This is a genomic window from Mycobacterium sp. 050134, assembly GCF_036409085.1.
Taxonomy (GTDB): domain Bacteria; phylum Actinomycetota; class Actinomycetes; order Mycobacteriales; family Mycobacteriaceae; genus Mycobacterium.
Genome location: NZ_JAZGLV010000004.1, coordinates 149,417 through 175,863, shown reverse-complemented (window position 1 = coordinate 175,863; position 26,447 = coordinate 149,417). Strand labels below are relative to the sequence as shown.

The window sequence follows — 26,447 nt, the reverse complement described above, 5'->3', positions numbered from 1 at the left end:
CTGCTGATGGCCGATCTTCGGTGCGTATTCGGTTCCGGACGCACCAGATCGTTGGAGTGGCGCCTCGACCAACTGGAGGGCATCGAACGCCTCTGCCGAGACGAAGAACCGGCGATCGTCGACGCGCTACACGAAGACCTGGGCCGTGCGCCGGTTGAGGCCTGGCTGGGAGACATCGCTTCGTCGAAGGGCGAAGCGGTCTACGCGCGTCGACACCTGAAGAAGTGGATGCGGCGCAGAAGGCAGTCGTTGCCTCTGGCCCACCTTCCGGGGAGGAGCTGGGTGCAGTACGACCCCCTGGGCGTCGTGCTGGTCATCGGCCCGTGGAACTACCCGGTTTATCTCAGTCTCGGCCCATTGGTCGCGGCCGTCGCGGCGGGAAACTGTGCTGTCATCAAGCCATCGGAGCTAGCCCCGGCGACATCACGCCTGCTGAGCGGGCTGATCCCGCGTTACCTCGACAGCGAGGCCGTGCGGGTTGTCGAAGGAGATGTCGATGCCACTCAGCGACTCATCGCGGGTGGCTTCGACCATATCGTGTTCACCGGCGGCACTGAGGTCGGCCGCAAGATCATGGCGGCCGCGGCCCCGACGCTCACTCCGGTCACACTCGAACTGGGCGGCAAAAGCCCGGTCATCGTCACCGCGGATGCCGACCTGGATGTGGCAGCACGTCGAATCGCGTGGGTCAAGCTCCTCAATTCCGGACAGACTTGCATAGCCCCGGACTACGTGCTCGCCGATCGCGCTGTGGCCTCCCTCCTGGTCGACAAGGTGAAGAACGCAATCACCGCGTTCAGATCCGGCGACGATCGGCCGGGTCTGCGTATCGTCAATGCGCGCCAGTTCGCCCGCTTGACATCGCTCATCGAAACCAGCACGGGAAGAATCGTCGCCGGCGGTCGCGCCGACGCCGACTCGTTGACTATCGAACCGACGGTGATCGTCGATCCCGGCCCGAGCGACCCGGTGATGTGCGAGGAGATCTTCGGCCCGATTCTTCCCATTCTCCAAGTTGAATCCGACTTGGCGGCAGTGCAGTTCATCAACTCAAGACCCAAACCGCTTGCGTTGTACGTGTTTTCTCGGTCGCCCCGGAGCGCCCGAGGGTTGATCGACGCGATCCCGTCCGGCGGAGCGGTGATCAATCACGTCGCCATGCATTGCCTGGTGCCGCAGCTGCCGTTCGGCGGCGTGGGCGCCAGCGGAATCGGCGCCTATCACGGTCGGTGGGGATTCGAAACACTCAGTCACCGTCGCGGTGTTCTCGCCAAGCCCGCCAAGCCCGACCCCCGCTTGGTTTATCCGCCCTACACCGACCGTGCGATCAAGATCATGAGGAAGTTGTTCTGATGACAGTTCGGGTGGACCGCAACAAGTGCTCGGGCATCGGCCTGTGCGAGGTAGCCGCGGCAACGGTATTCGAAGTCGGTGAGGACGGCCAATCCCACGTCCTCGACAAGGCACCCGCCGGAGCGGATCTCAGCGCCGCACAGGAGGCCGCAGCGAGCTGCCCGACGGGAGCGATCTCGATCGACGCCTGATCGCCGTCCGAGCGTCGCCGCTCCCGCTGAACGTCTCCCGCTCAACGCAACTCAGGAGTTCCCTTGGCTTTCGTCATCACCCAGAACTGTTGCACGGACGCGAGCTGTGTCCCGGTATGTCCGGTCGATTGCATCCGGCCGGTTCCCGGTGATCGCGGGTCCACGACACCAATGCTCTACATCGACCCCACAACGTGCGTTGACTGTGGTGCCTGTGCCGAGGTATGTCCGGTGACTGCCATTTGTCATGAAGACGATCTGCCGCCCACCCAACGGCGCTACAAGCAGATCAACGCCGAGTATTTCGCCGCTGCGCCACTGACCATTCGGTCGTCTCTCCCGGTCGAGCCTGCACGGCCCGTGGAGCGTGGCTCTTTGAAAGTCGCCGTGGTCGGGACCGGTCCCGCGGCGTGCTACGCCGTCGCGGATCTCGTGCGCACGGGCGGGGTCGACGTGAACGTCTTCGAAAAACTCCCAACCCCTTACGGGCTGGTGCGCTTCGGCGTCGCGCCCGACCATCAGCCCACCAAAGACGTGGTCCGGGAGTTCGAAGCCGCATTGGGCCATCGGGACGTCAGCTGTTATTTCAACGTGACGGTGGGAAATGATCTCACTCACGACGATCTGGCGGCCGACCATCACGCGGTGATCTATGCGGTGGGTGCTTCGCAGAGCAAGGGGCTAGGAATAGCGGGGGACCATCTCTCGGGCAATCACGCCGCCGCCGACGTCGTCGGCTGGTACAACGGGCACCCTGAGCGTGCCTCCGACACGCTGGATCTTTCCGGCCCGCGCACGGTGATCGTCGGGAACGGCAATGTCGCCCTGGACGTCGCTCGCATCCTGGTGATGGATCGCGAAGCCCTGGCACGCACCGACATCGCCGATCACGCGCTGTCGCAATTGTCCACCAGCGGTATCGAAGAAGTCGTGGTGTTGGGCCGGCGCGGCGCTGCCGATGCGGCCTTCTCTTCCGGAGAGCTCTTGGCCTTGGGCGCTTTGGACGGCGTCGATGTCGTGATCGAAGGGCACCTCGGCGAGCGGCCCGCGGACTTCGAGGGAGCGCTGAAGTACGACCTGGTCAACGACTACGCTGGTCGCCCGCCGCGTCCGGGACGTCGGCGTATCGTGCTGCGATTTGGTGCGCGCCCGGTCGAAATCGTCGGCGATGGCAGAGTCGAAGGGCTTGTGATTGCCGACCGTAACGGTCGCGAAAGGTTGGCGACCCCGCTGGTCGTGCGGTCCATCGGTTACACCGGCTCGCCGATCGCGGGACTGCCCTTCGATGACGCCGCCGGCATCGTTCCCAATGTCGGCGGGCGCGTCATGCGTGGTCAGGATCCCATACCCGGGGCGTATGTGACCGGATGGATCAAGCGGGGGCCCCGTGGCGTCATCGGCACCAACCGGGAGTGCGCAAGGCAGACCGTCACCAACCTGCTGGCGGACGCACGGGCCGGGCGCTCGAGCACGAATCGCGCGGGCTCCGAACGCCTTCTCACTATGCTCAGTTCACGCGAATCGGAAATCGTCGATTGGGCGGCCTGGCGTCGAATCGATGCGATCGAGCGGCAACGGGGTAGCACTAGCCAGCGGCCGCGCGTGAAATTGGCCGACCTCGACGCGCTCCTCGCGGCGTCAAAAGCATGAGTACACGGCACTGATGTCCCCGCTGAAGTGCCTTCGCGATTCAAGGGCCGTTCGCCACCGGTCAACCGGTTCAACCAACCGGCATTGACACCGTCACACGACGTCGAAGTGATCGTGACCGAACGAGGTCATGCAGACCTGCCCGGAGCGGGCTGGACCGAACGGCGCCGCATGATCGGCCGCCTGTTCGACCGCGCGGCCTGACCGCGGCGCGGCGGCCCGTTAGGACGCGGCGATCTCGCGGCCGATGATCTCTTTCATGATCTCGGTCGTGCCGCCGTAGATCGTCTGGATCCGGGTATCGAGGTACGCGCGGGCGACCGGATATTCGGTCATGTATCCGTAGCCGCCGTGCAGTTGCAGGCACCGGTCGATCAACCGCTTCTGCAACTCGCTGACGTACCATTTGCCCTTCGCGGCGTCGACGGGTGTGAGTTGCCCGGCGTTATAAGCCAGCACCGATTGGTCAACGTACGCCTGAGCGATGTCGATCTCGGTCGACATCTCGGCGAGTTCGAACCGGACGTGCTGCTTATCGGTCAGGGGCCCTCCAAATGCCCTGCGCTGCCGGCAATATTCGACCGTAATGTCGAAGATTGCCCGAATCGTGGCCATGGCCTTCGCCGTCACTCCCAGGCGTTCGCGGGGCAGATGGCTCATCAGGTATTGAAGACCGTCTCCGGCGTTGCCGAGCAGATTCGACGCCGGCACCCGGGCATCCTGGAAGAACAGTTCGGCGGTATCCTGCGCTGGCAGGCCGATCTTGTCCAACTTGCGGCCGCGTTCGAAGCCCGGAGTGTCTCGCTCCACGACGAACAGACTGAACGAGTGTGATCCACCGTCGGGATTGGTTTGCGCGGCCACGACAACAAGGTCGGCCATGATGCCGCTGGAGATGAATGTCTTCTGGCCGTTGAGTATCCAGAAATCGCCGTCGCGCCGGGCGGTGGTGCGCATTCCCCGCAAGTCGCTGCCGGCTCCCGGTTCGGTCATCGCCAGCGCGCCAATGATTTCGCCGGCGACGAAGCCGGGGAGCCAGCGCTGCTTCTGCGCCTCGTTGGTCAGGTCGAGCAGGTAGTGCAGGACCAAGTCGTCCTGCAGGCTGATCGTGAGGCCGAAAGACAGGGCATTGATGCGGGCGATTTCCTCGCACACCACCATCCGATAGCGGTAATCGGGCTCGCCTGCACCGCCGTACTCTTCGCCGATCTGTAAGGCATAGATGCCGGCTTTTGCGGCACGCGCGAACACGGCCCGGTCGATCCACCGGTCGCGGTCCCAGTCGTCCTGGTACGGAACGACTTCGCGGGACAGGAACTCGCGCACCGTTTCCCGGTACGCCTCGTGGTCACTCTCATAGAGAGAACGCTGCACGGTTACAGCCGCTCGATGATTGTGACGTTCGCTTGTCCGCCGCCCTCGCACATCGTCTGCAGGCCGAAACGTCCTTCGGTGCGTTCCAACTCGTGCAGCATCGAGGTCATCAACCGCGCGCCCGTGCATCCGATGGGGTGGCCCAACGCGATGGCTCCGCCGTTGGGATTGACCTTGGCGGGGTCGGCACCGAGCTCGGTGAGCCACGCCAACACGACGGGGGCAAAGGCTTCGTTGATCTCGATCGTGTCGATGTCACCAATCGACAGCCCGGTGCGCTTCAGGGCGTGTTGAGTGGCGGGAATCGGCGCGGTGAGCATCATGACCGGATCGGCGCCACGCGCCGACATGTGGTGGATGCGCGCCCGTGGTGTGAGCCCGAAGCGGTCGACGGCGGCCTGCGAGGCGACTAGCAACGCGGCCGCTCCGTCGGAGATCTGACTGGCCACCGCCGCGGTGAGTACTCCGCCTTCAACCAAGGTAGACAGTGTGGCCATCTTCTCCAATGAGGTGTCGGCCCGAGGTCCCTCATCGACGCTAATCCCTCTGTACGGCAGGATCTCTCGTTCGAAGCGGCCATCCGCGATTGCGGCTAGCGCGCGCTGATGACTGGCGAGCGCGAAACGCTCGTTGTCCTCGCGCGACAGATTCCACTGACGAGCGATCATTTCAGCACCCCGGAACTGAGAGATCTCCTGGTCACCGTAGCGCGCTTGCCAGCCTTCGCAGCCGGTCCACGGGTCGGTCGAACCGAACGGTTCACCCGCGGCGAAGGCGCTCAAGATGGGGAACTGGCTCATCTTCTGCACGCCGCCGGCGACGATGAGGTCCGACGTTCCGCTCATCACGGCCTGGGCGGCGAAATGTACTGCTTGCTGGGCCGAACCGCACTGGCGGTCGATCGTCACGCCGGGAACGGACTCGGGAAGTCCGGCGGCGAGGGCGGCGGTGCGCGCGATGTCGCCGGCCTGAGAGCCGATGTTGTCGAGACATCCGAGAATGACGTCATCGATTGCCGCCGGATCGATGTCGTGACGACCCACGATCGTCTTGATCACATGGGCGGCCATGTCGGCGGGGTGGGCGCCCGCCAAACCGCCGCCACGTTTCCCCACCGGAGTGCGAGCTGCGTCAACAATGTAAGCCTCGGACATGCCGATAATTTAACACAGAATCAAAAATGGAGCGAAACCGTTGTCGTCGCAGCGGCGTCACTCGCGAGGTGCCGGGGTTCTCGCTCTGCCTTTGGGCTTCGGCGTAGCGGTCGGGGGTGGTTCCGGGCTCAGGCCGTGCCGCACGAAAGCTTGAGCGTTGTCGACCATGACCTCGACCGAATTGCGCCGCGGATCCCACCACTCAGCCGCCCAGTTCAGCGCGCCCAGAACGAGAGCCTGCGCCAACGGCGCGTCCAAGTCCGCTCGAATTAGGCCTTCAGCCGCGGCTTGTTTGACCAATGCGCGCCAGATGCGGTTGTAGGCGGCCTCCTCCTTCTTCTGCCGATCCTTCAACCGGTCGGGGATCTGCCCGGAGTTACGGATGGACGCTCTGGCGTAGTCCGACAGCTCGAGTTCGTGGCGGAGATGGGACGCCACCGCGACCATGATGCGGTCCATCGGTGCCGTCTCAGGCCCAAGCTGGTCGAGCTCTTCCTGTACGAATCGGCGCAGATCGCTGATGCCGCAATACATCACCTCTTCGATGAGGTCCTCCCGGGACGGGAAGTGGTAATAAATTGCCGGCGCCTGCAGTTGCGCGTATTCGGCGACGTCGGTCAGGCGCGTCCCGGCGTATCCCTTGACGCTCAACACGTGTGCGGCGGCGTCGAGGATACGGGAACGGGTGCGCTGCGCCTTCGACTCGCCGGGCGGGTCGGGTGCAGCATTCTTCGGCATCGTTAAATGATAGAAGCGCCGGCCTTCGTGTCGACGAGCGCAACACCGCGACGTCAGGTAGTCGGTATCGCCGACCAATCCACGGGCTGAACCCGAAATCCGCGCACGTCGCGCATGCCCGGCTGGATGAGATCGATTTGCCGGCGGATTCGCCTGCTGAGCAGCCGCGCGATATCGGCCTCCTGCTCGACCTGGTGCGAGGATGCGAAGTGCTCCAGCTGGGCGTCGACGTCGGACCACTGTGCCAGCGGCACGCCCAGGAGGTCTTGCGCCTCGACCCGGTCGATTTCCTCGACGACGGCGGACGCGCGCGCGGCCCGGTGCAGCCCGGGCAGCAGGTCGCGCACGGTGCACAGCCGAAAGGCGACGTAGTCGTCCGGGCTCAGGCCGGCCAGGATGTCGTCGAGGATGCGCTGTGCGCAGCGATGGACGGCGTCGTTGCGCAGGGGCGGATAGTCCAGCGCGGCGGGCGGATCGAGGCGATAGCCGCCTTCTTCGGCGATGATCTCCAGGCAGATGGTGAGCGACATCAACGACCAGGCCTGCCACTGGGCAAGATCGAAGGTCGCCGGCGGGTCGGCCCTGGTGCCCGCCGACAGCATCGCCGTCAGCAGGGCGAAGCGGACCGCGTGAAAGTTCACGACGCCACGGTCGATGGGGCAGCCCCTCTCACGGGCATACTCGGCGTAAGCGGCGGTCAGATCGCCGATCGGCTGCGCCGTGTCGCGCATCCGCATCGCGCCCAGGTCGGCCAAGGGATCACCCAGACACGAGAACTCAACGTCCATCAAAGCGGTGACACGGCCGTCGACGTGCAGGAATTGGCCCGCGTCAAAATGAATCCACGAGACCGCGCTGCGGTGGGTGGGCACATTGCGGTGCAACCAGCCGATGACGAACTCGATGACAGGTTGCGGCCCCGGCTTGACGGCTCGATACCACTTCTCGGACAACGCGAATCCCATGTACCCGACCTCGCGGGGACTCGACGGACGAGACATGCCAATCGCTTCGAACAAGGCGGGATCGAGTCGATGAGCGGAAGCAAGTCGGCGGACGTAGTCGGTGATCACCGCGTCTCGCGTGGCGGGTTCGTCGCGCGCATCGAAGCGATCACGCCCCTGCACCGCCTCCATCAGGATCGCTTCAGGCTCCTCGCAGAAACCGAGCGGAGCCGCGACAGCGATTCCGTGCTGGTGCAAAACCCGCATGATGTCGAATTCACGGCGAAGCGACAGGGTCCCGGTCCAGGGCATGGCTTCGTCACGCTGGCACCGGGCGTAGAGGTGGCGACGGTGCCCGCCGACCTCCACAGTGAGAAACCACGCGGGCCGCCAGCGGGCTTGCCTGCGCCACTCGACGATGCGGCCTCCCGTGAGTTGTTCGACCCAGTCGAACAATCGCGGCCACGGGGCGGCCAATTCGATCCACGCCGCACGTGTTGGGGATGATCCGTTCATCGCGACTCCTGCGGCGTTTCGGGGGGCTTCAGATGCCGCCGCGCGCGACCAGCTGGCCGGCGATGACGTTGCGCTGGATCTCGTTGGTGCCCTCGCCGACGATCATCAGTGGAGCATCGCGGAAGTAGCGTTCAACGTCGTACTCGGTGGAGTAGCCGTAGCCCCCGTGGATGCGCACCGCATTGAGTGCGACCTCCATGGCAACCTCGGAGGCGAACAGCTTGGCCATCCCGGCCTCCATGTCGGCGCGATCGCCGGCGTCATAGCGGTCGGCGGCGTAAAGGGTCAGTTGGCGCGCGGCCGTCAACTTTGTTGCCATGTCGGCGAGGTAGTTGCCCACCGACTGGTGCTTCCAGATCGGCTTGCCGAAACTTTCCCGCTCTTGCGCGTAGGCCAGCGCGTCCTCGAGCGCGGCGGTCGCAACGCCCAACGCCCGCGAGGCCACCTGGATGCGCCCGGTCTCGAGCCCCTTCATCATCTGAGCGAAACCCCGCCCGGTCACACCGCCCAGGATCGCGGTGTTAGGGACCCGGCAGTCGTCAAACGAGAGTTCGCAGCTTTCGACGCCCTTGTAGCCGAGCTTGGGCAGGTCGCGGGACACGCTCAGTCCCTGGCCGTGCTCGACCAACACGACGGAGATGCCGCTGTGTTTCGGCGTCGCCTTCGGGTCGGTCTTGCACAGCAGTGCGATCAGGCCCGATCGGCGCGCGTTCGAGATCCAGGTTTTGGCCCCGTTGATGACCAACTCGGAGTCGTTGTCGGCGGCCGGCAGCGCCACCGTGGTGATGTTCTGCAGATCCGAGCCGCCGCCGGGTTCGGTCAGTGCCATCGTCGCCCGTATTTCGCCCGTCGCCATCGCGGGCAGGTACTTCCGCTTCTGGTCTTCGGTGCCGAACAGGCTCAGCAACTTGGCGACCACCGTATGTCCGCCCATCGCGCCGGCCAGGCTCATCCAGCCCCGTGCGAGTTCTTGAGTGACGAGCACATAGCAGCGGGTCGAGACGGGCGAGCCGCCATATTCTTCGGGTATGGCCAGCCCGTAGATGCCGATGTGCTTCATCTGCTCGATCCACTCCGCGGGATAGGCATTGGCGTGTTCCACGTCTCGCACGGTGGGTCTCACGTCGCGGTCGATGAAGGCACGGACCGTCTCGACCAGCATGACTTCTTCATCACTGAGCAGAGTGGGCATAGCGGTCAGCATAGCGACATTTTATTCTGAGTTAAATTATGCTACGTTCGCCACAGTATGGACGATGTCGGGACACCGCAGACCCATCGCGCTGGTGCCGTCTTGCCCACGCCGGCACCGCCGGCGTTGAGGCCCGCACGGACAAGGCATCTCCCGGGCGAAGAAGGCATCTGGGTCCTCATCTTCGGGGATATGACCGTATTCGCCATTCTGTTCGGTGTTTACCTCTACTACCGGGGTGCGCAGCCTTCGGTTTTCGCCGGTTCGCAACTGCTTTTGAACCGGACCTTCGGCGCGGTCAATACCCTTGTGCTGCTGACGAGTTCGCTGCTAGTCGTCACGGCCGTCCGTGCGGTGCGTCGCAACGCTTACGAGCTCGCGCGGCGCCTGATCTACGGCGCGCTGGCATGCGGTGGAATCTTCATCGTCGACAAGGCGCTCGAGTACGGCCAGAAAATCGCCCATGGCCTCGTTCCGGCCTCGAATCAATTCTTCATGTACTTCTACGTGATGACGGGCCTGCATCTGTTTCATGTGGTCATCGGCATGGCGTTGTTGATGTTCATCGCGCGTCTGACTCGACGTACCGCCCTGACGGCTCGCGATCTTGGATATCTCGAGAGCGCGGCGTGCTTCTGGCACATGGTCGATCTCCTGTGGATCGTCATCTTCCCCCTGCTCTACCTGGTGAAGTGATGCTGGCCTCCCTGCTGCGCGACAAAATCACCGTGGTCTGGCTTGGTCTGATCGTTGCGACGTTGTCGTCGTGGCTCTTGGGCGTGGGCCATGAATTGCCGACGGCACCCGCGGCGGCCGTGATTATCTTGATCGCCTTTCTCAAGGTGCATTTCGTCGGCCGCTACTTCATGGAGATCCGCCACGCGCCGGCGGCCCTCGCGACCATCTTCTCGGTGTGGACGGTCGTCGTCGCCCTTACGTTGATCGGGTTGTACCTCTCCGCCTGACCGCGCGCTGCGGACGTCTTACGCGGACGGGCGTGACCGGCCTGGGGACCTACGCCGGGTGCCCATACACGGCCACGACGACGGTGCGGTCAATGCTGTTCTCTGACCACACACCCATTTCGGTGTTGCCGCAATCGGACATGATGGCCAAGTCGGCGGGGTCGTAATACCAACGCTCCATGATTTCGATGCCGCTGATGGCGATCGCGGGGTTGATGGCGACCGTTTCGGTCGCCGTCCCGTGGTAGCCGGCGGCGCTCGCCCGATTCTGGGGTGTCGACCCGTCGGAGCCGAGATCGCCGTCGAGGGCACGATTATGCAGCACGTCATCGGTGTGCCACTGGGCCGCAAGCCGCAGCTGGGGATTGATCTTGACGTCGTTGGTGCAGCCGGCGTGATGCTGAATGGTGTAGACGTTGGCGACCACGGCGTTGTTGAGCCGGTGGTTGTTGGGGATGACGGTATCTTCCGGATCGGCATGTGCCGCCGGCGCGCTGGCTGCCACACAGAGAAGCGCCGCGGCCACGACACCTCGCCGACACCGGGTCCGGCGGCGTCTTTCACTGGACCGCGTCGTTCCAAGTCGGGTTGCTGCTGACTCCACCCGTTTACTGTGCGCAGTCGGCAGCGAGACGTCAAGCGGTTTTTATCCGAAATTAAGCGAAGCGGTGACGGCGCCGCCGGGGCGCCGCAGGCGAAGCGTCCACCGTGCGTATCTCATCGGACGCGTTTCTGCGGCCGTCGGAGGTCGGATTTGGCCGCCGGGGGCCATATGATGGGCCGATGGCAAGGCGAAGCGCCCGATCGGCACCGATCGCAGCAGCGGTCCCCGAGGAGGACGAGGCGGCGGAATCTAAGTCGGCGTTGACTCGCTCACGGATCTTGGATGCCGCGGCGCGCGTCCTGTCGGAACGTGGTTACGCAGGCTTGAGGCTCACCGATGTTGCGGAGGTGGCCGAGCTGCAGGCCCCGGCGATCTATTACTACTTCCCGTCCCGTGATGGGCTTATCGAGGAAGTGATGTGGGCGGGAATCGCAGATATGCGCGAGCATGTGGCGGCGGTGCTCGAAGGCGTTCCCGACGGCACGTCGGCGCTCGACCGACTTCTGGTCGCCGCCGAGGCGCACCTGCGCCACGAACTGGAGATCTCCGACTACACGACGGCGTCGATTCGCAATGCCGGCCAGATTCCGCAGGCGATGCGTAAACGCCAGATCCTCGAAGAGGAGCGCTACGGCGAAATCTGGCGCAGGCTCATCAACAACATGGCGCGCGAGGGTTCGTTGAGGCCGGAGTTGGATCTGTATATCGCGCAGATGCTGGTGCTGGGAGCACTGAATTGGGCTGTGGAATGGTGGAATCCGCGACGCGGATCCGTTGAAGCGGTGGTCCGCAACGCCCAGTCGATCATCCGTCACGGGCTGGCCGAGGAACCGACCGTGTAGGCCTTCGCCGCCATGTTCAACCGCCCAGGTGTGTCTTAGCGGAGGCCAGCAAAACCGCGATCGAATAGTCGAGCTTGTCCAGCGGCACCGCTGCATGCGAGCCCATCATGCCGGCACGTCTGCGGACAAGGACGCCCCGCAAGAGGCTCGCGGCGCGCCACTGGGAGAACGCCCGATAGTAGTCGAGCGCCCCGACGTCGAATCCAGTCAATTCCTGGTAGATACGAACCATCTCGTCGCGGTCGGGGAAGCCGCCCGCGCGGGTTGGGCTCGGCATCACGATTTCCGCCTCCTCGGGCGGGCGCCAGTCATCGAGCAGCCATGCGAGGTCCGCCAGCGGATCTCCAATCGTGCACAACTCCCAGTCCAGGACCGCCCTGATGGTCCCGTCGAGGATCAGCAGATTGGACAACCGGAAATCCCCGTGCATGATCACCGGCGGCGCTGCGGCCGGTCGTCGACTCGCGAGATGGCCCAGCAGCGTCTGCCACTCGCCGTCGTGGATGCTGTCGGTCCCATGGAGGTGCCACGCCTCGGCCACCCGGCGCAATTGGCGCTCCACATACGGCGTCGTCGATGTCCGGATATCGAGTATCTGCGGCGGAAGTCGGTGCATGCTCCCCAGCGTCGCCGCGACTGACACGCCCAACTCGCGCCGACGGGCCGGGGGCAGCCTGCGTGCGTCGTCCTCGTTCTCCAATGCTGCCCCGTCAACCTTTTCCATCACGACAAACGCCGATCCCGCCGGACCCCGGCCCGTTCCGACTATGCGGGGAACGGGAATCACGCTGGAGGCCAACGATCGAAGAATTCGCGCCTCTCGCTCGACATCGTGCGCGGTCGCGTTGGCGGTGCCCGGGGGAGGCTCGCGCATCACCCATTCGTTTCCATCGGCGTCGCTGAGCAGGGTGGTGATATTGGACTGCCCGATGCCTACCCGTCTGAGATTGATCGGGGGCGAGACGCGCTCACCTTGGCCGGCCAACCAACGCTCAACTTCGGTTGGGTGCTGCCACATCTGCGCCGGCTCGGGCGGTAACGCATCCGTTGTCGCTTCCTGGCGGGTCATGACCGGCTCCCGTCTTCGGCGTCGACGGAGCGAATGCTCCGCGCCGTTTAATAGAGAATAGGCGATTTGTAGGCTGCGCTCGCGCCCCGGCCGGCTGGCCGAACGATCGCTCGCAGGCCTTTCTAACTCGTGATATGGACTTATGGCAAGCGGCTTGACGCCCTCAGCGTAGTAGAGCCGGGGCGATATTTTATTATTGATTAAGCCACCGCTGGTGAGGCTTGGTCCTGTGCGCGGTACACGGACAACTGGAGGTAGGGATGAAGCTCGGCGTTGCATTGCGCTATCACCACAACGGTTTTGCCGAGGCCGTCGAGGAGTTGACCACCTACGAAGCGATCGGCTTGGACCGGGTCATGGTGCCGGAGGCCTACAGCGTCGATGCCGTCAGCCAGATGGGCTACGTGGCGGCGAAGACTCGTCGCGTGGAGCTCGCATTCGGGGTATTGCCGATGTATTCGCGTACTCCCACCAATTTGGCGATGACTGCGACGGGTATCGACTACGTCAGTGGGGGACGCTGCATCCTGGGCATCGGTGCCTCCGGGCCTCAGGTGATCGAGGGCTTCCATGGCGTCAAATACGATTCGCCGGTCGCCCGGGCCCGCGAGCACGTCGAGATCTGTCGACGGATCTGGCGTCGGGATGCCAGCGCATACCACGGGCCGCATTACTCGCTCCCGCTGACGCGCGAGCGGGGTGGCTCCGGGCTGGGTAAGCCGTTGAAGATCATCGGCAGACCGGTCCGGGATCGTATCCCGATGCTGCTTGCCGCGATAGGACCGCGCAACGTCGAACTGGCCGCCGAGCTCTTCGACGAGTGGCAACCCATCTTGTTCCATCCCGACCGTGCGCAATCGGCCTTCGGTGAGGCGCTCAGCGCGGGGGCGGCGCGCCGCAGCCCAGACCTCGGTCCGCTGGGCATCAGCGTGCAGTGCCCGCTGTTGATCACCGAGGACACCGACGCCGTCCAGGCCGCGCTGGCCGCAGTGCGCGAGAACGCCGCACTCTATATAGGCGGCATGGGTGCGGTGGGCAAGAACTTCTACAACGCCCTCATGGTGCGCTACGGATACGAGCGGGAAGCCCAAGTGATTCAACAGCTCTATCTGTCGGGGAAGAAGGACGAGGCGGCGCTGGCCGTGCCCGAGAGCTTTGCGCGGGCGATCTCGCTCATCGGCAACGCCGGAGAGGTCGGAGACCGTGTGGACGCGTTGCGGCAGGCCGGAGTGACCTGCGTGCTCGCCGACCCGCTCACTCCGACGCCGGCCGGCCGGCTCCACCAGATGGCCCAAGTCAAGGAAGCGATCGGCTGATTGGCTGCGCAAGCTGACCCTTGTTTTTATTAGAGATTCAAATCACAATCTTAACCGGGACGATGGTCGAGTAGGCGCCGGCCTTATCGGCGCGAGGCTATGGCGCCGTGACGAGGTGGGTAGAGCGGCGATGACGACGAAGGGGAGCGCCATGACCACGGCACTACGACGGACGGCGACCGCCCATGACTCGACGGCGGACTATCGGCTGCTGCGAGTGGCACTGTGGTCGGTCTGCGTCTACGTCGGATTCGGTCTGCTGGGCTTCGCGGTTTTCGCGGGCTTCTGGCCACCGCCGGGTGAGGACCTCGCCGCCGCGGGAATCGCGCAATATTTCCGTGATCACGGCACTGCTATTCGAATCGGCATGGTGCTCATGGTGATCGGAGCGCCGTGTTACTACACGTGGAGCATCGCGTTGTCCAAGATCATCAGTCGCATGGAGGGGCCGCTGGCACCGTTATCGATGACGGAGATGATCGGCGGGCTGATGACCGCCGTGGTGACGGCGGTGCCGGCGGTGGTCTGGCAGACGGCGGCTTTCCGTCCGGAATCGCGCTCGCCGGAGACGATTCAGACGCTGTATGACTTTGGTTGGCTCTTTTTCGACTTGACCTTCGTATTCTCATTCCTGCAGAGCGTGGCGCTGGGTATCGCGATCCTTTTGGACCGTCACGATCCCCCGCTGTTTCCCCGATGGGTCGGGTACGTGTGTTTCTTGACAGCCGCCGTCTACGTTCCGCTGAGCCTGGTGCCGTTCGTTCGGACGGGTCCTTTCGCGTGGCACGGAGTTCTGAATTTTTGGGCGGTCTTCGTCATGTTCTTCGTCCTTATTGCTGTCATCACGCCGTACGCCTTCAGCGCGGTGCGCCGGCTGGAATCCACGCCATGAGGATGCTGGGCCGGGGCCTTCAGAAGCTCAATGCGGTGAATCGCCAGTCGAGGACCTGCCGCTCGGGTTGGTCGTCGATGCCCACCGCGAAGACGAGGGAGCGCAGACTCAGCGCGTCGCCTCGACCGCCGGGACGTGGTGCGGCGTTTTCTATGAAGACCGTGCTATAAAGCGTGTCGCCTTCGAAGACCGGTCCCGTGTGGTCGCACGATTGCCAGTCCAATACCGTGACGAGGTCGGGCAGCAACCGTGTGGCTTGGGATAACGCCAGTCCAATGGTGTGGCCCCCGTAGACAAGGCGCCGTCCGCCGATACGCCGATCATGGTGCGTGGCGGCGATATTGAGTGTTAGGCGCGCGAGTTCTGCCGCGTTGCTGACGACGTCGGCAGTGCTGATGAGTTCGGTGCCGACCGCGCATTCGCCGAGGCCGGCAGGCGCCACCCGGGTGCGGTAGGCGTCGATGTCCCACTGTGCGACCGGGTCGGGCGCGTCGCCCGCATCACGTCCGACGGCACTGAGATCATCGGCGTGGCTCGAGGTCGGATTCGAGTCGCGACGTGGCAGCATAGCGCAACGATAGAAATCAAGGACGGCGCGTCCGGCCTGATCCGAGGTCGTCATCCGCAGCGCGGCGAGCCCGGTGGGAGCGCGACCCCGCTTGGCTGAATTCTCCCGCATAGCAACGATTTCGGTCCGCGTGGACAGGGTGTCACCGATCACCGGATACCGGTGAAATCGCAGCCCGCGGTAGAACAGGTTCGCTTTGACTCGTTGCGTGACGATGGTCGATTGCCCGATCGCCACGTCGCACACCAGGGCCGGGTGGGCCAAGGCGGCCCGAGCGCCGGTCACGGTGGCGGCGAGTTCGGCGTCAAGGGCCAGTCGCATCCGGTCTCCGATAATCGCTTGGTGCGTCGCTGCGACCCCGGCGGTCAACGTCATTGGGGGCGCGGAGTCGAACACCTGCCCGACATGGAGATCGTCGAAGTAGGGGCCACCAGGCGTGAGGTATGAAGACGGCACGAGACGTCATTTTGGCAAAGGAGGGCACTGAACGCCAATTAAATTGACTGCCGAGCAGGCCGTCGATCGTGGACGCTACGGTTGGCCCTGCCGATCCCGGCGAGAGACGGCACAGCTCCTGCGTATCAAAGCGCTTGAACTGCAGGAGATGCCCTGTTCGATTTACGCAGGCGCTTGGGATCGCCAGATAATTTGTCAGTTTACTTGGCGATCAACGTCCCCACGCGTATGTTTAATTTGACATAAAAATGAGACGAAGCCAACGTTTGAGATGAAGGGGAGCGCCTTGACGAATCCTGATCCGGACTATGACGTCAGCGACGAACTCGAATACGGGCTTTCCTGGTATGCCTGGATCTTGCGAGGTGTTCACCCGCCACCGTCGTACGCACCCGACCTCGGCGCGCCCGGAGGCTGACGCGCGAAGGCGTGCAATCGGTTAGCTGATTTTGTCCAACGCGCGATCCAGGCCGCGCGTCATCGAGCGGGGAATCCCATGAGACATGAGAACGGCCTAACGCGCCGGGCGTTGGTCTTCCTGCGCGCTGCGTTGGCACTCGCGGTCGGCGTGTGTTTGTGGAACGCGGCACAGGGACGAGCGGCCAGCTACGAGACGTTGATGGTGCCGTCCGGGGCGATGGGCCGCGATATCCCGGTGGCTTTTCTAGCCGGTGGACCCCATGCGACATACCTGCTTGATGCGTTCAACGCCGGACCCGAGGTCAGCAACTGGGTGACAGCGGGAAATGCGATGAACTCGTTGTCCGGCAGAGGTGTTTCGGTGGTCGCGCCAGCGGGTGGGTCATACAGCATGTATGCGGATTGGGAGCAGGACGGCAGCAAGCAGTGGGAGACCTTCCTGTCTCGCGAACTGCCAGACTGGTTGGCCGCCAACAAAGGCTTGGCACCTGGCGGGCACGGCATCGTCGGCGCCTCGCAGGGTGGGTATGCTGCGGTGGCCCTCGCGACGTTCCACCCCGACCGATTCCGGTACGCCGGGTCGTTGTCGGGATTCCTCGCCCCGGAGCGGACGGGGGTCGACGGGGCGATCACAGCGGCGCTCGCGCAAGGCGGTGCGGACAGCGGCAGGATGTGGGGCGCACCTCAGCTGGGCCGGTGGAAGTGGCATTCCCCCAACCAGAACATCGACCAGTTGGCGGAAAACCACACTCGGCTTTGGATCTTCAGCCCCGGCAGCAGCGCACCCACCGACCAAGCCGCCATGGCCGGCTTCGGTGATATTGCTCAGGGCACCAACTCGATCTTCTACGCGCACTACCGAGACGTGGGCGGTGGCGACGGCCATTTCGATTTGGGGCGCGCAGTTGGCAACGACTGGGCGACCTGGGGCCAACAATTGGCGGCGATGTCGGGTGACCTCGCCTCCTATATCAGGTAGTGCGGACCTCGGAAAGGAGCGCTATGTCGTGGAAAGCGCGATTGCTCACGGCCGCGGTGAGCGTGCTCGGCATCGCACTCCCGCTGTCGTCCCCGGCGGCCGCGGATGGCCCCGGCCCCTGCACGCTGGCGGCGTCTTTCCTCTGTCGGCTCGTCCCGATGGCGCCTGATCTCGATCACGACGTCGACCTCACCACTGGTCAACCCCCGAGCGACCCCGCCGCGTTACCACCGGAATTGCGAAGGCCGGCAGACGCGTGCGCGGCCGGATGCATGTAGACCGGCGCACATGGGGCAGGGGAGGCGTTGAGATGACTTGCCGGCAATCGGTGACCACGATGCTCGCGGTGGCGGCTTTGGTTGGTGGGGTGGGAACGTCGCTGGCGGCCCCCGCAACCGCTGCCCCTAATCCCGAAACGGAGTTTCTCTACGACGTCTCGGTGCGACGGCAATACCACTTTCCCAATAACGACCCGGTCCGATATGGGCATATCGTCTGTGACAAAGTCGGGTCGGGCGAGGGATACGGGCAGGTGATGGGTGACGTTCGCGGCGAGGTCACGCCGAATGACGAGGCCGCGACCAACTACCTGGTCTCATACGCGGTGAATCTGCTCTGCCCCGAGCTGATCTGGCAGCTCCGCAAGTCCGCCGCGGGGTATCAACCGCCGCCTGGCGAGTGGGCACCGGAAACCTACTACTAGGCTCCGTCGCGGTCGCTGAGTCGGGCGGCGCCCACTCAGACGTGGGCGCCCCGTCGCGCGTACTGGTCGATGAGCTTGCGCTTCACCAGCTTCCCGGTGGCGGATCGCGGTAGTTCGCTGACGAAGTCGACCGACTTGGGTGCCTTGAAGTGCGCAATGCGCTGTCGCACATAGTTGATGATCTCGGTCTCCAGGTCGTCCGATATCGCGATGCCGTCGCGTAACTGGACGACTGCCTTGACCTGCTCGCCCATTTCGGAGTCCGGTATCCCGATGACCGCCACGTCGAAGATTTTCGGGTGCAATGCGAGTGCGTTCTCGATCTCTTGCGGGTAGATGTTGACACCGCCGGAGATGATCATGAATCCCTTGCGGTCGGTCAAGAACAGGTAGCCGTCATCGTCCACGAAGCCGACGTCGCCGACGGTGGTCCAGTTGTCGTGCACTGGATGCCGCGACGAGGAGGTCTTGTCGCGGTCGTTGTGATACTCGAAGGGCGCGACATCCCGCTCGAAATAGATCGTTCCGACCTCCCCGGCCGGGAGCTCTCTGCCGTCGTCGTCGCAGATGTGCAGGACTCCCAACGCCGCCCGGCCCACCGACCCCCGCTTGGCGCGCCATTCGTGCGTGGTGATGATCGTGGTGCCGTGTTGCTCTGTGGCGCCGTAATATTCGACCAGTATCGGCCCCCACCAGGAGATCATTGCGTCCTTCACGTCGGGCGGGCACGGGGCGGCGGCGTGGACGGCCACCCGCAACGACGAGACGTCGTACGCGCGGCGCGTCTCTTCGGGCAGCTGCAACATTCGGACGAACATCGTGGGAACCAGCTGAGTCACGCTCACTCGGAATCGTTCGATGGCGGCTAATGCCTGCTCAGCGTCGAACCGCTCCATCAAGACGACGGTTCCGCCAAGAGCCTGCACGCAGGCGCACCATTTCAGAGGGGCGGTGTGGTAGATCGGGGCCGGCGACAGGTAGACGTCGTTGTCGTCTATGCCGAACGCGCCGGCCAGCAATGTGACCAGCGGATCGCTGACTTCGTCGATCTGTCCCTGCGTCAGAAACGGTTTGATCCCTTTGGGACGGCCGGTGGTGCCCGACGAATAGAGCATTTCTCCACCTCGGGGCTGATCTACGAGCCGCGGTCCCGGGTAAGATACTAGCTCCGCATAGGGGCGGTAACCGGGGACGTCACCCCCGAAGGCATACCGATGTTCGATCTCGGGGACCAGCCGCGCGACCTCCTCGGCGAGTGGTTGCAAGGCCCCCGAGACAATCACGACCCGAGTGCCGCTGTCACGCAAGATGTAGGCGGCCTCGTCTGCTGTCAGGTGCCAGTTCACGCACGTGATGTACAGGCCCGAGCGGATGGCGGCCCAGTAGACTTCGAACGTTTCCAGCGCATTGTCGGAAATCAGGGCGATGACGTCACCAGGCTGCACACCCAGAGCGCGCAGCCCCGATGCCACCCGGGCGGACTTATCCTCCAGCTCGCGATAGGTGAGGGCTCTCCCAGAGCCGGCCATCACGACCGCCGGACGATTCGGAGCGGATGCAGCATATGTGCCTGGATACATCTTCGGTCCTTCGGGAGAGTCAACCAAACAGACAAGCGATAGCTTTCTGATTTTAATCTATATTAAGGACATTGTGCCGCGATCCGGCACCCGCAAAAGGGGCGGCGCATCAGGCATCAAGGCTGGCGCGCCACGATCACCGGGACCTTGGCCCTGTGGACGACCGCCGCCCCTACCGATCCCAGCAACCTGCCGCTGACCGGGCTGCAGCCGTGGCTGCCGACCACGACCAGTTGTGCCCGTTCCGAGGCCTCGATCAGCCAGCGTGCCGGGTCGCCGATTTCGATTCGGCGGCGGACGCCCACGTCGGGGTAGCGTTCGTGCCAGCCCGCCAGCCGCTCGGCGAGTACCTCTTCCTCCTCGGACAACTGGGCATCCCATTTGGCATCTTGGAACAGCGTTTTGGAGCCCGAAACCCGCGGATCGGCCCACGCGTGCAGAGCCACCAGGCTGACGCCCCGCCTCGAGGCTTCCTCGAACGCGATGGCCGTCGCGGCTTCCGAAGCCGGTGAGCCGTCGATGCCGACCAGCACCGGCTCGCGGGCGACGCGGGCGGTCACGGCCTTGTCGTCGTGGATGACGGCGACCGGGCAGCGCGCGTGATACACCAGCGCCGAACTGACCGAGCCGAGGACGCTGCGGGCCATCGCGCGGCCGCGCCCGACCACCAACATCTCGACCTCCGCGGAGAGGTCGATCAGCGTGGAAGTGGCGGCGGAATGAAACACCTTGCTATGGATCCGGATTGGTCCGGAATCACCGGGACACTCCCTTGCGACCTTCAAGGCTCTTCCGATGGGATCCCGCGCGCGTTGCCGCTGCCTTCGCTTGAATCGGGTCGGCCCAGGGACCTCCAACCACCCCGGCAACGGGGCGTCGACGACGTGGACCAGCGCCAGCGGCATCCTCCGCAGTGCCGCAGCGTGGGCGGCCCACCGGACGGCGCTCAGCGCCGCTGCCGAGCCGTCAACGCCCGCCAAGATCGCGCCGCGTGGTGGCTGCCACATTGCAGTTCTCTTCTGATCGGCCGGTTACCCACGGGCAGGATCGCCCAGGGCGACCGTCCTCGTCAGGGCCGAAGAGATGCAAGCTGAGGGACTAAAGGCACCGTCTGAACCGGCCGTGGCGCCGCAGCGGTTCGATCGACCGTCCGTGGGAAGGGCGGCCGAGCGAGACCACACTGTGACAAGCGATGTGTGCCCGACGGTTGCCAACGGCGCCCCTACCGCTCAGCATTGTGCATGAATACACCGGTCAGGTGCCGGCGTCGTCGCCTGTGCCGTCGGCGCGGGCTCGTGATGACGTAGGACGGACATGCCATGAGTTCAGCCGAATACGGTGCGGTCGGGGTCCAAAATCGGACCCGTACCCTCTTTGGCCAGGTCATGTGGTTGGTGGCGGCGACTGCCGGCCTGTTCGCCCTCGGCGCCTATCTGGGCCGAAACTTCGGCAATGGCCTGGCGTTCGTGTTCTTCATCCTGGCGATTGTCTGCCTGATCGGCATGCGGTTCGCCGTCCGCAGCTCGGCGGGCCTGTGCATCGCGCTGCTGTTGGGTGTGGGCCTGCTGCTGGGGCTCGGGATGTCGCCGACGCTGGTCTACTACGCCGAGGCGGACCCCCAGGCGCTGTGGGAAGCGGGCGGTGCGACGGCCCTGTTCATCGCCGGGTGCGGCGCCTTCGGCTACGCCACCCGTACCGATTTGTCGGCAATCGCCCGGGTGGGCTTCTGGGCGCTTCTTGCGCTGATCGGATTCGGGGTGTTGTTGATCTTCGTCCATATCCCCGGCGGCGCAGTCATCTATTCGATCCTGGGGCTGGTCGTCTTTGCGGGTCTCACCATGGTCGACTTTCAGCGGCTGCGGCGATCGACGGATATGGACTCGGCACCGCTCATCGCCGCGTCGATCTTCCTGGATGCGCTCAACGTGTTCTCCTTTTTCCTTCAACTGTTCGGAGGCAGGGGCCGGGACTGAGGACGGCCTTTGTTCCCGTCACCGCCGAAGAGGCGCACGCCGAAGAACCCAAGGCACTGGGCGTAGCGTGCACGCGCCGCGATGCCTGGGTGAGGCTGGAAAAGTTCAGGCTCATCCTGGCGCCGGACGGCGCCTTCCTCCGGCGTTGCTTCCACACGTCCGGGACGGCCAATCGGGCGAGCAGCCGGTGATGCTCGGTGAGCGGGCCGGGCACATGGGCGATCGACGAGTGCTCATCGAGCCGGTGGTCGGTGGCGTCGAACGCGGCGAGATCGACCGTCATCTCGCCCGCCGTGAAACTGCCGCGATTTTTATGCCGATCTTTCGCAAGGGTTTCACGCTCGACGTCATGCCGATCCCCGCCATCGGATTCGACTCGGCGCCGAAATGTTCGTAGATCTCAGCCAGCCCGGGCTAGCTCGCGATTGCGTCCGTCGATGGCTTCCTGAGTGGCGGGAACCAATAGGTCCCCGCCCGCACCCGCCGTGCCCTGGGCGTACGCGACGTGCGGGCGCTGATCCCGCTCGTATTGGGCCAACGCTGCATCCAGGTCGTCGACATTTTCGGTCAACGCCTTTGCCAGCAGCCATGTTCCGGTGATGGCCAGGCTGGTTCCCCGTCCCGACATCGGGGATGCGCAGTGGGCCGCGTCGCCCACGAGGACCACCCGTCCCCGATGCCAGGACGGCATGTCGATCTGGCTGACGGAGTCGAAGTACAGTTCCGGATCACGGCATGCCGCGTCGAGCAGTTCGGGCACCCGCCACCGGTCGTGCCCGCCAAACTCTGCGACGAGGATGCGCTTTTGTGCATCGAGATCGTGATAGTCGTAGTCGATCCACGATGAGCGGAATGTCAGCACCGCCATGGCGACGTCGCGATACGTGACAATCCCGGCCAGGTGCCCTGGGAAGTTGTAGATCGGGTTGGGGGCACCAGCCGCGTGGTATTGCGGCAGATTTGCCAAGGCGGTGTAGAAGCCGAGGTGACGCAGGTACTGGTGCTCCGGCCCGAAGATGAGCCGCCTCGTCGCGGAGTGCAGGCCATCGGCGCCCACCACCAGGTCGTAACGGGCCCGCTCGCCGGAGGTAAACAGTACGTCGACGCCGCGACCGTCATCGAGGAGTTCGGCGACGGACTCGCCGAACGTCAACGGCACGGACGGCCCGAGGGCCTTGAGTAGCGCGTGCGCCAAGTCTTCTCGTGGGATTTCGGTGTCGTCAGCCGTGTCGTTGATCTCCGCGAGCGGTAGATCGGCCATCTCGTCGCCGTTGCCGTCGACGAAGCAACTGCGCGCCGTCATGTCGACCTGCCGGGCTCGGATTTCATCGAGGACGCCCATCTGCTGGGCGACGGCCAGCGACTCGCCACGAATGTCGATCGGTGATCCGTTGACTCGAAGATGTTGCGCGCGTTCGACGATGGCGACGTCATGTCCGGCGTTGCCCAGATTGATGCCCGCCGACAGACCGGCCATGCCTGCGCCGGAAATCAGGATGCGCATCGATAAGCTCCTCGGAATAGGAGTCATTGTGTATCTAACGGACAATAGCCGTGTAGCGTAAGAAACGCAATGACTCTTATCGCTCGGTCGCCGCTAGCCGCTCAGGTCTCGGTTGCGTTTGTCGATCTCGGCCTGGGTGGCGGGCGCCAGCAATTCGCCACCCGGCGCCGCCGTCGCCTGGCAGCGGACGACGTGTGGCCGCTGATCGCGTTCGTACTGCTCCCACGCCTGGCGAAGGTCGCCCGGATGGTCGCGCAGGGCCTGCGCGAGGAACCAGGCACCGGTCAGCGCCAGGCTGGTGCCGCGGCCCGAGAGGGTCGAGGCGCAGTGTGCGGCATCGCCGACGAGGACTACGCGACCGCTGTGCCAGGCCGGCAGCTTGATCTGACTTTCGGAGTCGAAGTACAGCTCTGGGTCCCGGGCGGCGGCGTCGACCAATTCGGCGACCCGCCACTCGTTGTGACCGGCGAAGGCGTTGAACAGAATTCGCCTCTTGGCATCGAGGTCGTGGTGATCGTAGTCGATCCATGACGAGCGGAACATGAAGAACGCGAGCGCTTTTGTGTTGTAGGACATGATGCCGACGATGTGACCCGGGAAGTTGTACATCGGGTTGTCCCGCCCGCTCGGGTGATAACCGGGTAGCGCGGCCAACCCGGTGTAGAAGCCGAGGTGGTGCAGGAACTGCCGTTCGGGCCCGAAGGCGAGCCCCCTTACGGCCGAATGCATCCCGTCGGCCCCGACGACGAGGTCGAAGCGGTCGGCCGCGCCCGAGGAGAACACGACGTCGACGCCGGACGCACCGCCGTCCAGTTCGGCGATGGATTCGGAGAACCGCAATTCCGCCGACGACCCCAGCCGGTCGCGCAGGAGGCTGATCAGGTCCTCGCGGGGGATCTCGATGTCATCGGTGCTGTCGTTGATCTCATCCAGCGGCAGCTCCGCCACCACCGCCCCATCGCGGTCGACGAATTGCACCCGTTCGGTCAAGTCGATCCTGCGTTCGCGTATCCGCCCGAGCAGGCCCATCTTGTCGGCCACGTCGATCGAGTCACCACGAATGTCGATCGGCGGGGCGTTGGCCCCCAAGTGATCCGCGCGTTCGACGATGGTGACGTCATGGCCGTCGCCGCCGAGGTTGACCGCGGTGCTCAGGCCCGCGACACCGGCACCGGAGACGAGAATGCGCATCGGTAAGCGTCCTCGGGGATAGGATCCATTCTGTATCCAATGGACGGTAGTGATCTGCCTTAGGAAACGCAATGCCTCTTAGTTCCGATGCCGCTCCGCAGCGTCGCCGCGGTGCCGCGCTTGAGGAGGCGCTTCTGGCCGCGGCCTGGGACGAACTCAATGAACGTGGCTACGACGACTTCACCATCGATGGCGTCGCCGCTCGGGCCCGCACCAGTCGCGCGGTGCTGTACCGGCGCTGGCCGGGAAAGCCGGAACTGGTGCACGCCGCGTTGATTGCCGCAACGGTGAAGGATCCAATCAGCGTGCCGGACACCGGCAGTTTGCGCGGTGACGTGATCGATCTGCTGCGGCAGGCCAACAGCCAACGCGGGCATCTGGCCATCACCGTCATGACCAGGCTCGGTGGTTTCTACCGGGACACCGGCACCAACATCGCCGAACTACGCGATGCGCTCGAGCGCGAGCGCGGCGCCACGATGAACAAACTCATCGCCCGCGCCGTCGCCCGCGGGGAGATCCGGCCCGACCAAATCAAAGGCCGAGTTGCACAGCTACCCACCGACCTGCTTCGCCACGACGTACTGTTCACGCTGGCACCCCTGGCCGACGAAGCCATTGAGGAGATTGTCGACGCGGTGTTCTTACCCCTCGTCCGGTTGGGCGCCGGCGAGAACATCTAGTGTCGTGAGTCATTAATTGTGCACCAGCATCTTCGGCCATTCGTCCCGCCGATGAACACGTCGAACGTGGGGAAAAGTCCACATTCCAACACTTTTCGTCCGTAAGACCCACGCTGAGAAACGGGAACGAAAGCTGCACCCGAACTACTGACTCGTGACACTAGGTCAGTGCCGTTAGCGGTTGCCCACAGCAGTTCTCACTCATCGGCCGCCGAGGATGGCACGTGTATCGGCGGCGAGGTGCCAAGCCGCCGAAGATTTTGACAGCGTCGGCGGCGCCGCCGCACGTAGTCTCTGGTTGTTCCGACCTATATCGATGCGGATGTGGATCGACGATCTCTACCGAAAAGTTCTGGAAAGCCGCATGAACGGGAGGTCTCGCGATGAGCGTCCTCGAACTGCGCCCTCGTTGTGAGCGCTGCGGGAAGCCCTTGCCGAACGGATCACCGGATGCCCGGATGTGCACATTCGAGGCACGTTCTGCGCGGAGTGCGCCGATGGGGAATTGAACGGTGTCCCGCTGGTTGACCGTGGTCGCGTTCGAATCAAATCCATGCCGGATGGCCGAGGTGGAGGGGAGAAACGACGATGAAGGCTTGGTTGTGGGATGGTGGCGCGGGATTGGATCATCTGCGCCTCGATGAAGCTCCCGATCCCACCGCGAAAGAGGGCGAGGTGGTGCTGGAAATGCATTACGCCGCTTTGAATCCGGCCGATCGGATGTTGGCCGAGAGGCGCTACCCGTACCCGGTCGATCCTCCGCTCCCGCACGTGCTGGGGCGCGACGGAGTGGGGACGGTGATCCAGGTCGGCCAGGGTGTCGATGATGCGCACGTCGGCGACCACCGCGTCGTCCTGCGCGGTGACGTCGGTGTCTTCCGCTGGGGCACCTTCGCCGAACGAGTCTCGGTGCCGGCGCGCACCCTGGTAGAGGTCCCTCCCGGTTGGACCGAGGAGCAGTCGTCGGGCGCCACGCTCGTCTACCTCTCCGCCTATCACGCGCTGACCATGTGGGAACCGCTCCAACCGGGCTCGGTGGTGCTGGTCACCGGCGCATCGGGAGGGGTGGGGCTCGCGGCCGTCCAGCTCTCGGCGGCGATGGGGCACACGGTGGTTGCGCTCTCGCGCAGCGCGGAAAAGCAACGGCGCCTGAGGGAGGTCGGGGCCACGTTCACGTTCAGTCCCGAGGACCCGCATTGGCCGGACCGCGCCAAGGAGGCGCTGGGTTCGCGAGGAGTGAACCTGGCCGTCGACTCGGTCGGGGGCAAGCTGTTGCCCGAAGTGATTGAGACCATGGGAGAGATGGGCAGATTGAGCCTGGTCGGGGAGCTTGCGGGCTCGGTACCCGATTTCTACACGGGCACATTGTTTTCGCGCCGGCTGAGGATTGGCGCAATGGCTCTGGGCTACTACACGCCGGAAGAAAACCACGCCGCGTGGCGAGACGTGTTGCGGGCGCTGGCCCGCTCCGGCGCACGCCCACTGACCGACGGCGTGTTCTCATTCGAGCGGTTGCCCGAAGCCTTCGAGCGACTTGCCGCCGGCCCGATGGGAAAGGTGGTGCTCAGAGTCAAGCCGTGAGTGCCCAGG

Annotated in this window: 28 protein-coding genes; 16 read left to right on the top strand and 12 right to left on the bottom strand. The window is 64.5% G+C overall.

The features are described from left to right. Positions 1–6 precede the first annotated feature (6 nt). The 3 genes from SKC42_RS06345 (at position 7) to SKC42_RS06335 (ending at position 3,194) form a co-directional block, all read left to right on the top strand. Positions 7–1,353 (top strand): aldehyde dehydrogenase family protein, encoded by a 1,347-nt coding sequence (locus tag SKC42_RS06345; protein WP_442932026.1) that lies wholly within the window; start codon positions 7–9, stop codon positions 1,351–1,353. Next, positions 1,353–1,544, top strand: coding sequence for a ferredoxin (locus SKC42_RS06340; protein WP_330963440.1), 192 nt, complete (start codon positions 1,353–1,355; stop codon positions 1,542–1,544). Before SKC42_RS06345 ends, SKC42_RS06340 begins: the two co-directional genes overlap by 1 nt. Positions 1,545–1,607: 63 nt before the next feature. After that, complete coding sequence (locus tag SKC42_RS06335; protein WP_330963439.1) at positions 1,608–3,194, top strand: 4Fe-4S dicluster domain-containing protein; 1,587 nt, start codon at positions 1,608–1,610, stop codon at positions 3,192–3,194. 222 nt (positions 3,195–3,416) lie between these two features. Here SKC42_RS06335 and SKC42_RS06330 read toward each other — a convergent pair whose 3' ends face one another. The 5 genes from SKC42_RS06330 to SKC42_RS06310 are packed head-to-tail and all read right to left on the bottom strand — an operon-like array spanning position 3,417 to position 9,112. Further along, positions 3,417–4,568, bottom strand: coding sequence for an acyl-CoA dehydrogenase family protein (locus SKC42_RS06330; RefSeq protein ID WP_330963438.1), 1,152 nt, complete (start codon positions 4,566–4,568; stop codon positions 3,417–3,419). A 2-nt stretch (positions 4,569–4,570) separates the two neighbouring features. Next, positions 4,571–5,722 (bottom strand): acetyl-CoA C-acetyltransferase, encoded by a 1,152-nt coding sequence (locus SKC42_RS06325; RefSeq protein ID WP_330963437.1) that lies wholly within the window; start codon positions 5,720–5,722, stop codon positions 4,571–4,573. Positions 5,723–5,779: 57 nt separating this feature from the next. Further along, positions 5,780–6,460: a TetR/AcrR family transcriptional regulator gene (locus SKC42_RS06320; protein ID WP_330963436.1), complete on the bottom strand. Its 681-nt coding sequence runs from the start codon at positions 6,458–6,460 to the stop codon at positions 5,780–5,782. Between the two features lie 53 nt (positions 6,461–6,513). Further along, positions 6,514–7,920 carry a phosphotransferase gene (locus SKC42_RS06315; RefSeq protein WP_330963435.1) on the bottom strand — a complete coding sequence of 469 codons (1,407 nt, stop codon included), beginning with the start codon at positions 7,918–7,920 and terminating at the stop codon, positions 6,514–6,516. Positions 7,921–7,948: 28 nt separating this feature from the next. Continuing rightward, positions 7,949–9,112, bottom strand: coding sequence for an acyl-CoA dehydrogenase family protein (locus tag SKC42_RS06310; RefSeq protein WP_330963593.1), 1,164 nt, complete (start codon positions 9,110–9,112; stop codon positions 7,949–7,951). A gap of 57 nt (positions 9,113–9,169) precedes the next feature. Between SKC42_RS06310 and SKC42_RS06305 the strand changes: the two genes are divergently transcribed. Both SKC42_RS06305 and SKC42_RS06300 read left to right on the top strand, forming a co-directional pair. Next, the gene (locus tag SKC42_RS06305) at positions 9,170–9,808 is read left to right on the top strand and encodes a cytochrome c oxidase subunit 3 (protein WP_330963434.1); all 639 of its coding nucleotides are present in this window, start codon (positions 9,170–9,172) and stop codon (positions 9,806–9,808) included. Then, a complete protein-coding gene (locus SKC42_RS06300; RefSeq protein ID WP_330963433.1) occupies positions 9,808–10,077 on the top strand; it encodes a cytochrome C oxidase subunit IV family protein in 270 nt (89 codons plus the stop codon). Before SKC42_RS06305 ends, SKC42_RS06300 begins: the two co-directional genes overlap by 1 nt. Before the next feature lie 49 nt (positions 10,078–10,126). Here the strand turns inward: SKC42_RS06300 and SKC42_RS06295 are convergent, their stop codons facing one another. Continuing rightward, positions 10,127–10,603, bottom strand: coding sequence for a CAP domain-containing protein (locus SKC42_RS06295; protein ID WP_442932015.1), 477 nt, complete (start codon positions 10,601–10,603; stop codon positions 10,127–10,129). 257 nt (positions 10,604–10,860) lie between these two features. On the opposite strand from SKC42_RS06295, the gene SKC42_RS06290 reads away from it, so the two are divergent. Next, positions 10,861–11,523 (top strand): TetR/AcrR family transcriptional regulator, encoded by a 663-nt coding sequence (locus tag SKC42_RS06290; protein WP_330963431.1) that lies wholly within the window; start codon positions 10,861–10,863, stop codon positions 11,521–11,523. Between the two features lie 16 nt (positions 11,524–11,539). Here SKC42_RS06290 and SKC42_RS06285 read toward each other — a convergent pair whose 3' ends face one another. Continuing rightward, on the bottom strand, positions 11,540–12,592 hold the full coding sequence (locus SKC42_RS06285; protein WP_330963430.1) for a phosphotransferase family protein: 1,053 nt from the start codon (positions 12,590–12,592) through the stop codon (positions 11,540–11,542). Positions 12,593–12,852: 260 nt separating this feature from the next. Here SKC42_RS06285 and SKC42_RS06280 point away from each other — a divergent pair, with 260 nt between their 5' ends. Then, positions 12,853–13,908, top strand: coding sequence for an LLM class F420-dependent oxidoreductase (locus tag SKC42_RS06280; protein ID WP_330963429.1), 1,056 nt, complete (start codon positions 12,853–12,855; stop codon positions 13,906–13,908). A gap of 151 nt (positions 13,909–14,059) precedes the next feature. Further along, complete coding sequence (locus SKC42_RS06275) at positions 14,060–14,800, top strand: hypothetical protein (protein ID WP_330963428.1); 741 nt, start codon at positions 14,060–14,062, stop codon at positions 14,798–14,800. A 19-nt stretch (positions 14,801–14,819) separates the two neighbouring features. On the opposite strand, the gene SKC42_RS06270 is transcribed toward SKC42_RS06275, so the two are convergent. Then, positions 14,820–15,743 carry an acyl dehydratase gene (locus tag SKC42_RS06270; protein WP_330963592.1) on the bottom strand — a complete coding sequence of 308 codons (924 nt, stop codon included), beginning with the start codon at positions 15,741–15,743 and terminating at the stop codon, positions 14,820–14,822. Positions 15,744–16,110: 367 nt separating this feature from the next. Here SKC42_RS06270 and SKC42_RS06265 point away from each other — a divergent pair, with 367 nt between their 5' ends. The 3 genes from SKC42_RS06265 to SKC42_RS06255 all read left to right on the top strand — a co-directional run bounded on the left by SKC42_RS06265 (position 16,111) and on the right by SKC42_RS06255 (position 17,926). Continuing rightward, positions 16,111–16,242, top strand: coding sequence for a hypothetical protein (locus SKC42_RS06265; protein WP_442932014.1), 132 nt, complete (start codon positions 16,111–16,113; stop codon positions 16,240–16,242). A gap of 78 nt (positions 16,243–16,320) precedes the next feature. Further along, on the top strand, positions 16,321–17,223 hold the full coding sequence (locus SKC42_RS06260; RefSeq protein WP_330963427.1) for an alpha/beta hydrolase family protein: 903 nt from the start codon (positions 16,321–16,323) through the stop codon (positions 17,221–17,223). A 310-nt stretch (positions 17,224–17,533) separates the two neighbouring features. Next, positions 17,534–17,926, top strand: coding sequence for a DUF732 domain-containing protein (locus SKC42_RS06255; protein ID WP_330963426.1), 393 nt, complete (start codon positions 17,534–17,536; stop codon positions 17,924–17,926). A gap of 35 nt (positions 17,927–17,961) precedes the next feature. On the opposite strand, the gene SKC42_RS06250 is transcribed toward SKC42_RS06255, so the two are convergent. Next, positions 17,962–19,506: an acyl-CoA synthetase gene (locus SKC42_RS06250; protein ID WP_330963425.1), complete on the bottom strand. Its 1,545-nt coding sequence runs from the start codon at positions 19,504–19,506 to the stop codon at positions 17,962–17,964. Positions 19,507–19,622: 116 nt separating this feature from the next. Next, positions 19,623–20,513, bottom strand: coding sequence for a universal stress protein (locus SKC42_RS06245; protein ID WP_330963424.1), 891 nt, complete (start codon positions 20,511–20,513; stop codon positions 19,623–19,625). A 312-nt stretch (positions 20,514–20,825) separates the two neighbouring features. On the opposite strand from SKC42_RS06245, the gene SKC42_RS06240 reads away from it, so the two are divergent. Continuing rightward, a complete protein-coding gene (locus tag SKC42_RS06240; RefSeq protein ID WP_330963423.1) occupies positions 20,826–21,479 on the top strand; it encodes a Bax inhibitor-1/YccA family protein in 654 nt (217 codons plus the stop codon). Positions 21,480–21,708: 229 nt separating this feature from the next. Next, positions 21,709–21,876: a hypothetical protein gene (locus SKC42_RS06235; protein WP_330963422.1), complete on the top strand. Its 168-nt coding sequence runs from the start codon at positions 21,709–21,711 to the stop codon at positions 21,874–21,876. A 3-nt stretch (positions 21,877–21,879) separates the two neighbouring features. Here SKC42_RS06235 and SKC42_RS06230 read toward each other — a convergent pair whose 3' ends face one another. After that, positions 21,880–22,983 carry an FAD-dependent monooxygenase gene (locus SKC42_RS06230; RefSeq protein ID WP_330963421.1) on the bottom strand — a complete coding sequence of 368 codons (1,104 nt, stop codon included), beginning with the start codon at positions 22,981–22,983 and terminating at the stop codon, positions 21,880–21,882. Between the two features lie 93 nt (positions 22,984–23,076). Then, positions 23,077–24,174 (bottom strand): FAD-dependent monooxygenase, encoded by a 1,098-nt coding sequence (locus SKC42_RS06225; RefSeq protein ID WP_330963420.1) that lies wholly within the window; start codon positions 24,172–24,174, stop codon positions 23,077–23,079. A 71-nt stretch (positions 24,175–24,245) separates the two neighbouring features. On the opposite strand from SKC42_RS06225, the gene SKC42_RS06220 reads away from it, so the two are divergent. The 3 genes from SKC42_RS06220 (at position 24,246) to SKC42_RS06215 (ending at position 26,438) form a co-directional block, all read left to right on the top strand. Further along, positions 24,246–24,857 (top strand): TetR/AcrR family transcriptional regulator, encoded by a 612-nt coding sequence (locus tag SKC42_RS06220; protein ID WP_330963419.1) that lies wholly within the window; start codon positions 24,246–24,248, stop codon positions 24,855–24,857. 383 nt (positions 24,858–25,240) lie between these two features. Then, the gene (locus SKC42_RS27690; protein WP_442932012.1) at positions 25,241–25,366 is read left to right on the top strand and encodes a DUF1272 domain-containing protein; all 126 of its coding nucleotides are present in this window, start codon (positions 25,241–25,243) and stop codon (positions 25,364–25,366) included. A 79-nt stretch (positions 25,367–25,445) separates the two neighbouring features. Beyond that, on the top strand, positions 25,446–26,438 hold the full coding sequence (locus SKC42_RS06215; RefSeq protein ID WP_330963418.1) for a quinone oxidoreductase family protein: 993 nt from the start codon (positions 25,446–25,448) through the stop codon (positions 26,436–26,438). The last annotated feature ends 9 nt before the right edge of the window (positions 26,439–26,447 follow it).

What these genes read in the sequence shown, in the direction of transcription:
- SKC42_RS06300 (WP_330963433.1), top strand. Translation starts at nt 9,808, where the DNA reads ATGCTGGCCTCCCTGCTGCGCGACAAAATCACCGTGGTCTGGCTTGGT.
- SKC42_RS06215 (WP_330963418.1), top strand. Translation starts at nt 25,446, where the DNA reads ATGAAGGCTTGGTTGTGGGATGGTGGCGCGGGATTGGATCATCTGCGC.
- SKC42_RS06285 (WP_330963430.1), bottom strand. Translation starts at nt 12,592, where the DNA reads ATGACCCGCCAGGAAGCGACAACGGATGCGTTACCGCCCGAGCCGGCG.
- SKC42_RS06310 (WP_330963593.1), bottom strand. Translation starts at nt 9,112, where the DNA reads ATGCCCACTCTGCTCAGTGATGAAGAAGTCATGCTGGTCGAGACGGTC.
- SKC42_RS06240 (WP_330963423.1), top strand. Translation starts at nt 20,826, where the DNA reads ATGAGTTCAGCCGAATACGGTGCGGTCGGGGTCCAAAATCGGACCCGT.
- SKC42_RS06270 (WP_330963592.1), bottom strand. Translation starts at nt 15,743, where the DNA reads ATGACGTTGACCGCCGGGGTCGCAGCGACGCACCAAGCGATTATCGGA.
- SKC42_RS06260 (WP_330963427.1), top strand. Translation starts at nt 16,321, where the DNA reads ATGAGACATGAGAACGGCCTAACGCGCCGGGCGTTGGTCTTCCTGCGC.
- SKC42_RS06280 (WP_330963429.1), top strand. Translation starts at nt 12,853, where the DNA reads ATGAAGCTCGGCGTTGCATTGCGCTATCACCACAACGGTTTTGCCGAG.
- SKC42_RS06250 (WP_330963425.1), bottom strand. Translation starts at nt 19,506, where the DNA reads ATGTATCCAGGCACATATGCTGCATCCGCTCCGAATCGTCCGGCGGTC.
- SKC42_RS06245 (WP_330963424.1), bottom strand. Translation starts at nt 20,513, where the DNA reads ATGTGGCAGCCACCACGCGGCGCGATCTTGGCGGGCGTTGACGGCTCG.
- SKC42_RS06220 (WP_330963419.1), top strand. Translation starts at nt 24,246, where the DNA reads ATGCCTCTTAGTTCCGATGCCGCTCCGCAGCGTCGCCGCGGTGCCGCG.
- SKC42_RS06255 (WP_330963426.1), top strand. Translation starts at nt 17,534, where the DNA reads ATGACTTGCCGGCAATCGGTGACCACGATGCTCGCGGTGGCGGCTTTG.
- SKC42_RS06230 (WP_330963421.1), bottom strand. Translation starts at nt 22,983, where the DNA reads ATGCGCATCCTGATTTCCGGCGCAGGCATGGCCGGTCTGTCGGCGGGC.
- SKC42_RS06305 (WP_330963434.1), top strand. Translation starts at nt 9,170, where the DNA reads ATGGACGATGTCGGGACACCGCAGACCCATCGCGCTGGTGCCGTCTTG.
- SKC42_RS06315 (WP_330963435.1), bottom strand. Translation starts at nt 7,920, where the DNA reads ATGAACGGATCATCCCCAACACGTGCGGCGTGGATCGAATTGGCCGCC.
- SKC42_RS06225 (WP_330963420.1), bottom strand. Translation starts at nt 24,174, where the DNA reads ATGCGCATTCTCGTCTCCGGTGCCGGTGTCGCGGGCCTGAGCACCGCG.
- SKC42_RS27690 (WP_442932012.1), top strand. Translation starts at nt 25,241, where the DNA reads ATGAGCGTCCTCGAACTGCGCCCTCGTTGTGAGCGCTGCGGGAAGCCC.
- SKC42_RS06340 (WP_330963440.1), top strand. Translation starts at nt 1,353, where the DNA reads ATGACAGTTCGGGTGGACCGCAACAAGTGCTCGGGCATCGGCCTGTGC.
- SKC42_RS06325 (WP_330963437.1), bottom strand. Translation starts at nt 5,722, where the DNA reads ATGTCCGAGGCTTACATTGTTGACGCAGCTCGCACTCCGGTGGGGAAA.
- SKC42_RS06290 (WP_330963431.1), top strand. Translation starts at nt 10,861, where the DNA reads ATGGCAAGGCGAAGCGCCCGATCGGCACCGATCGCAGCAGCGGTCCCC.
- SKC42_RS06275 (WP_330963428.1), top strand. Translation starts at nt 14,060, where the DNA reads ATGACCACGGCACTACGACGGACGGCGACCGCCCATGACTCGACGGCG.
- SKC42_RS06320 (WP_330963436.1), bottom strand. Translation starts at nt 6,460, where the DNA reads ATGCCGAAGAATGCTGCACCCGACCCGCCCGGCGAGTCGAAGGCGCAG.
- SKC42_RS06345 (WP_442932026.1), top strand. Translation starts at nt 7, where the DNA reads ATGGCCGATCTTCGGTGCGTATTCGGTTCCGGACGCACCAGATCGTTG.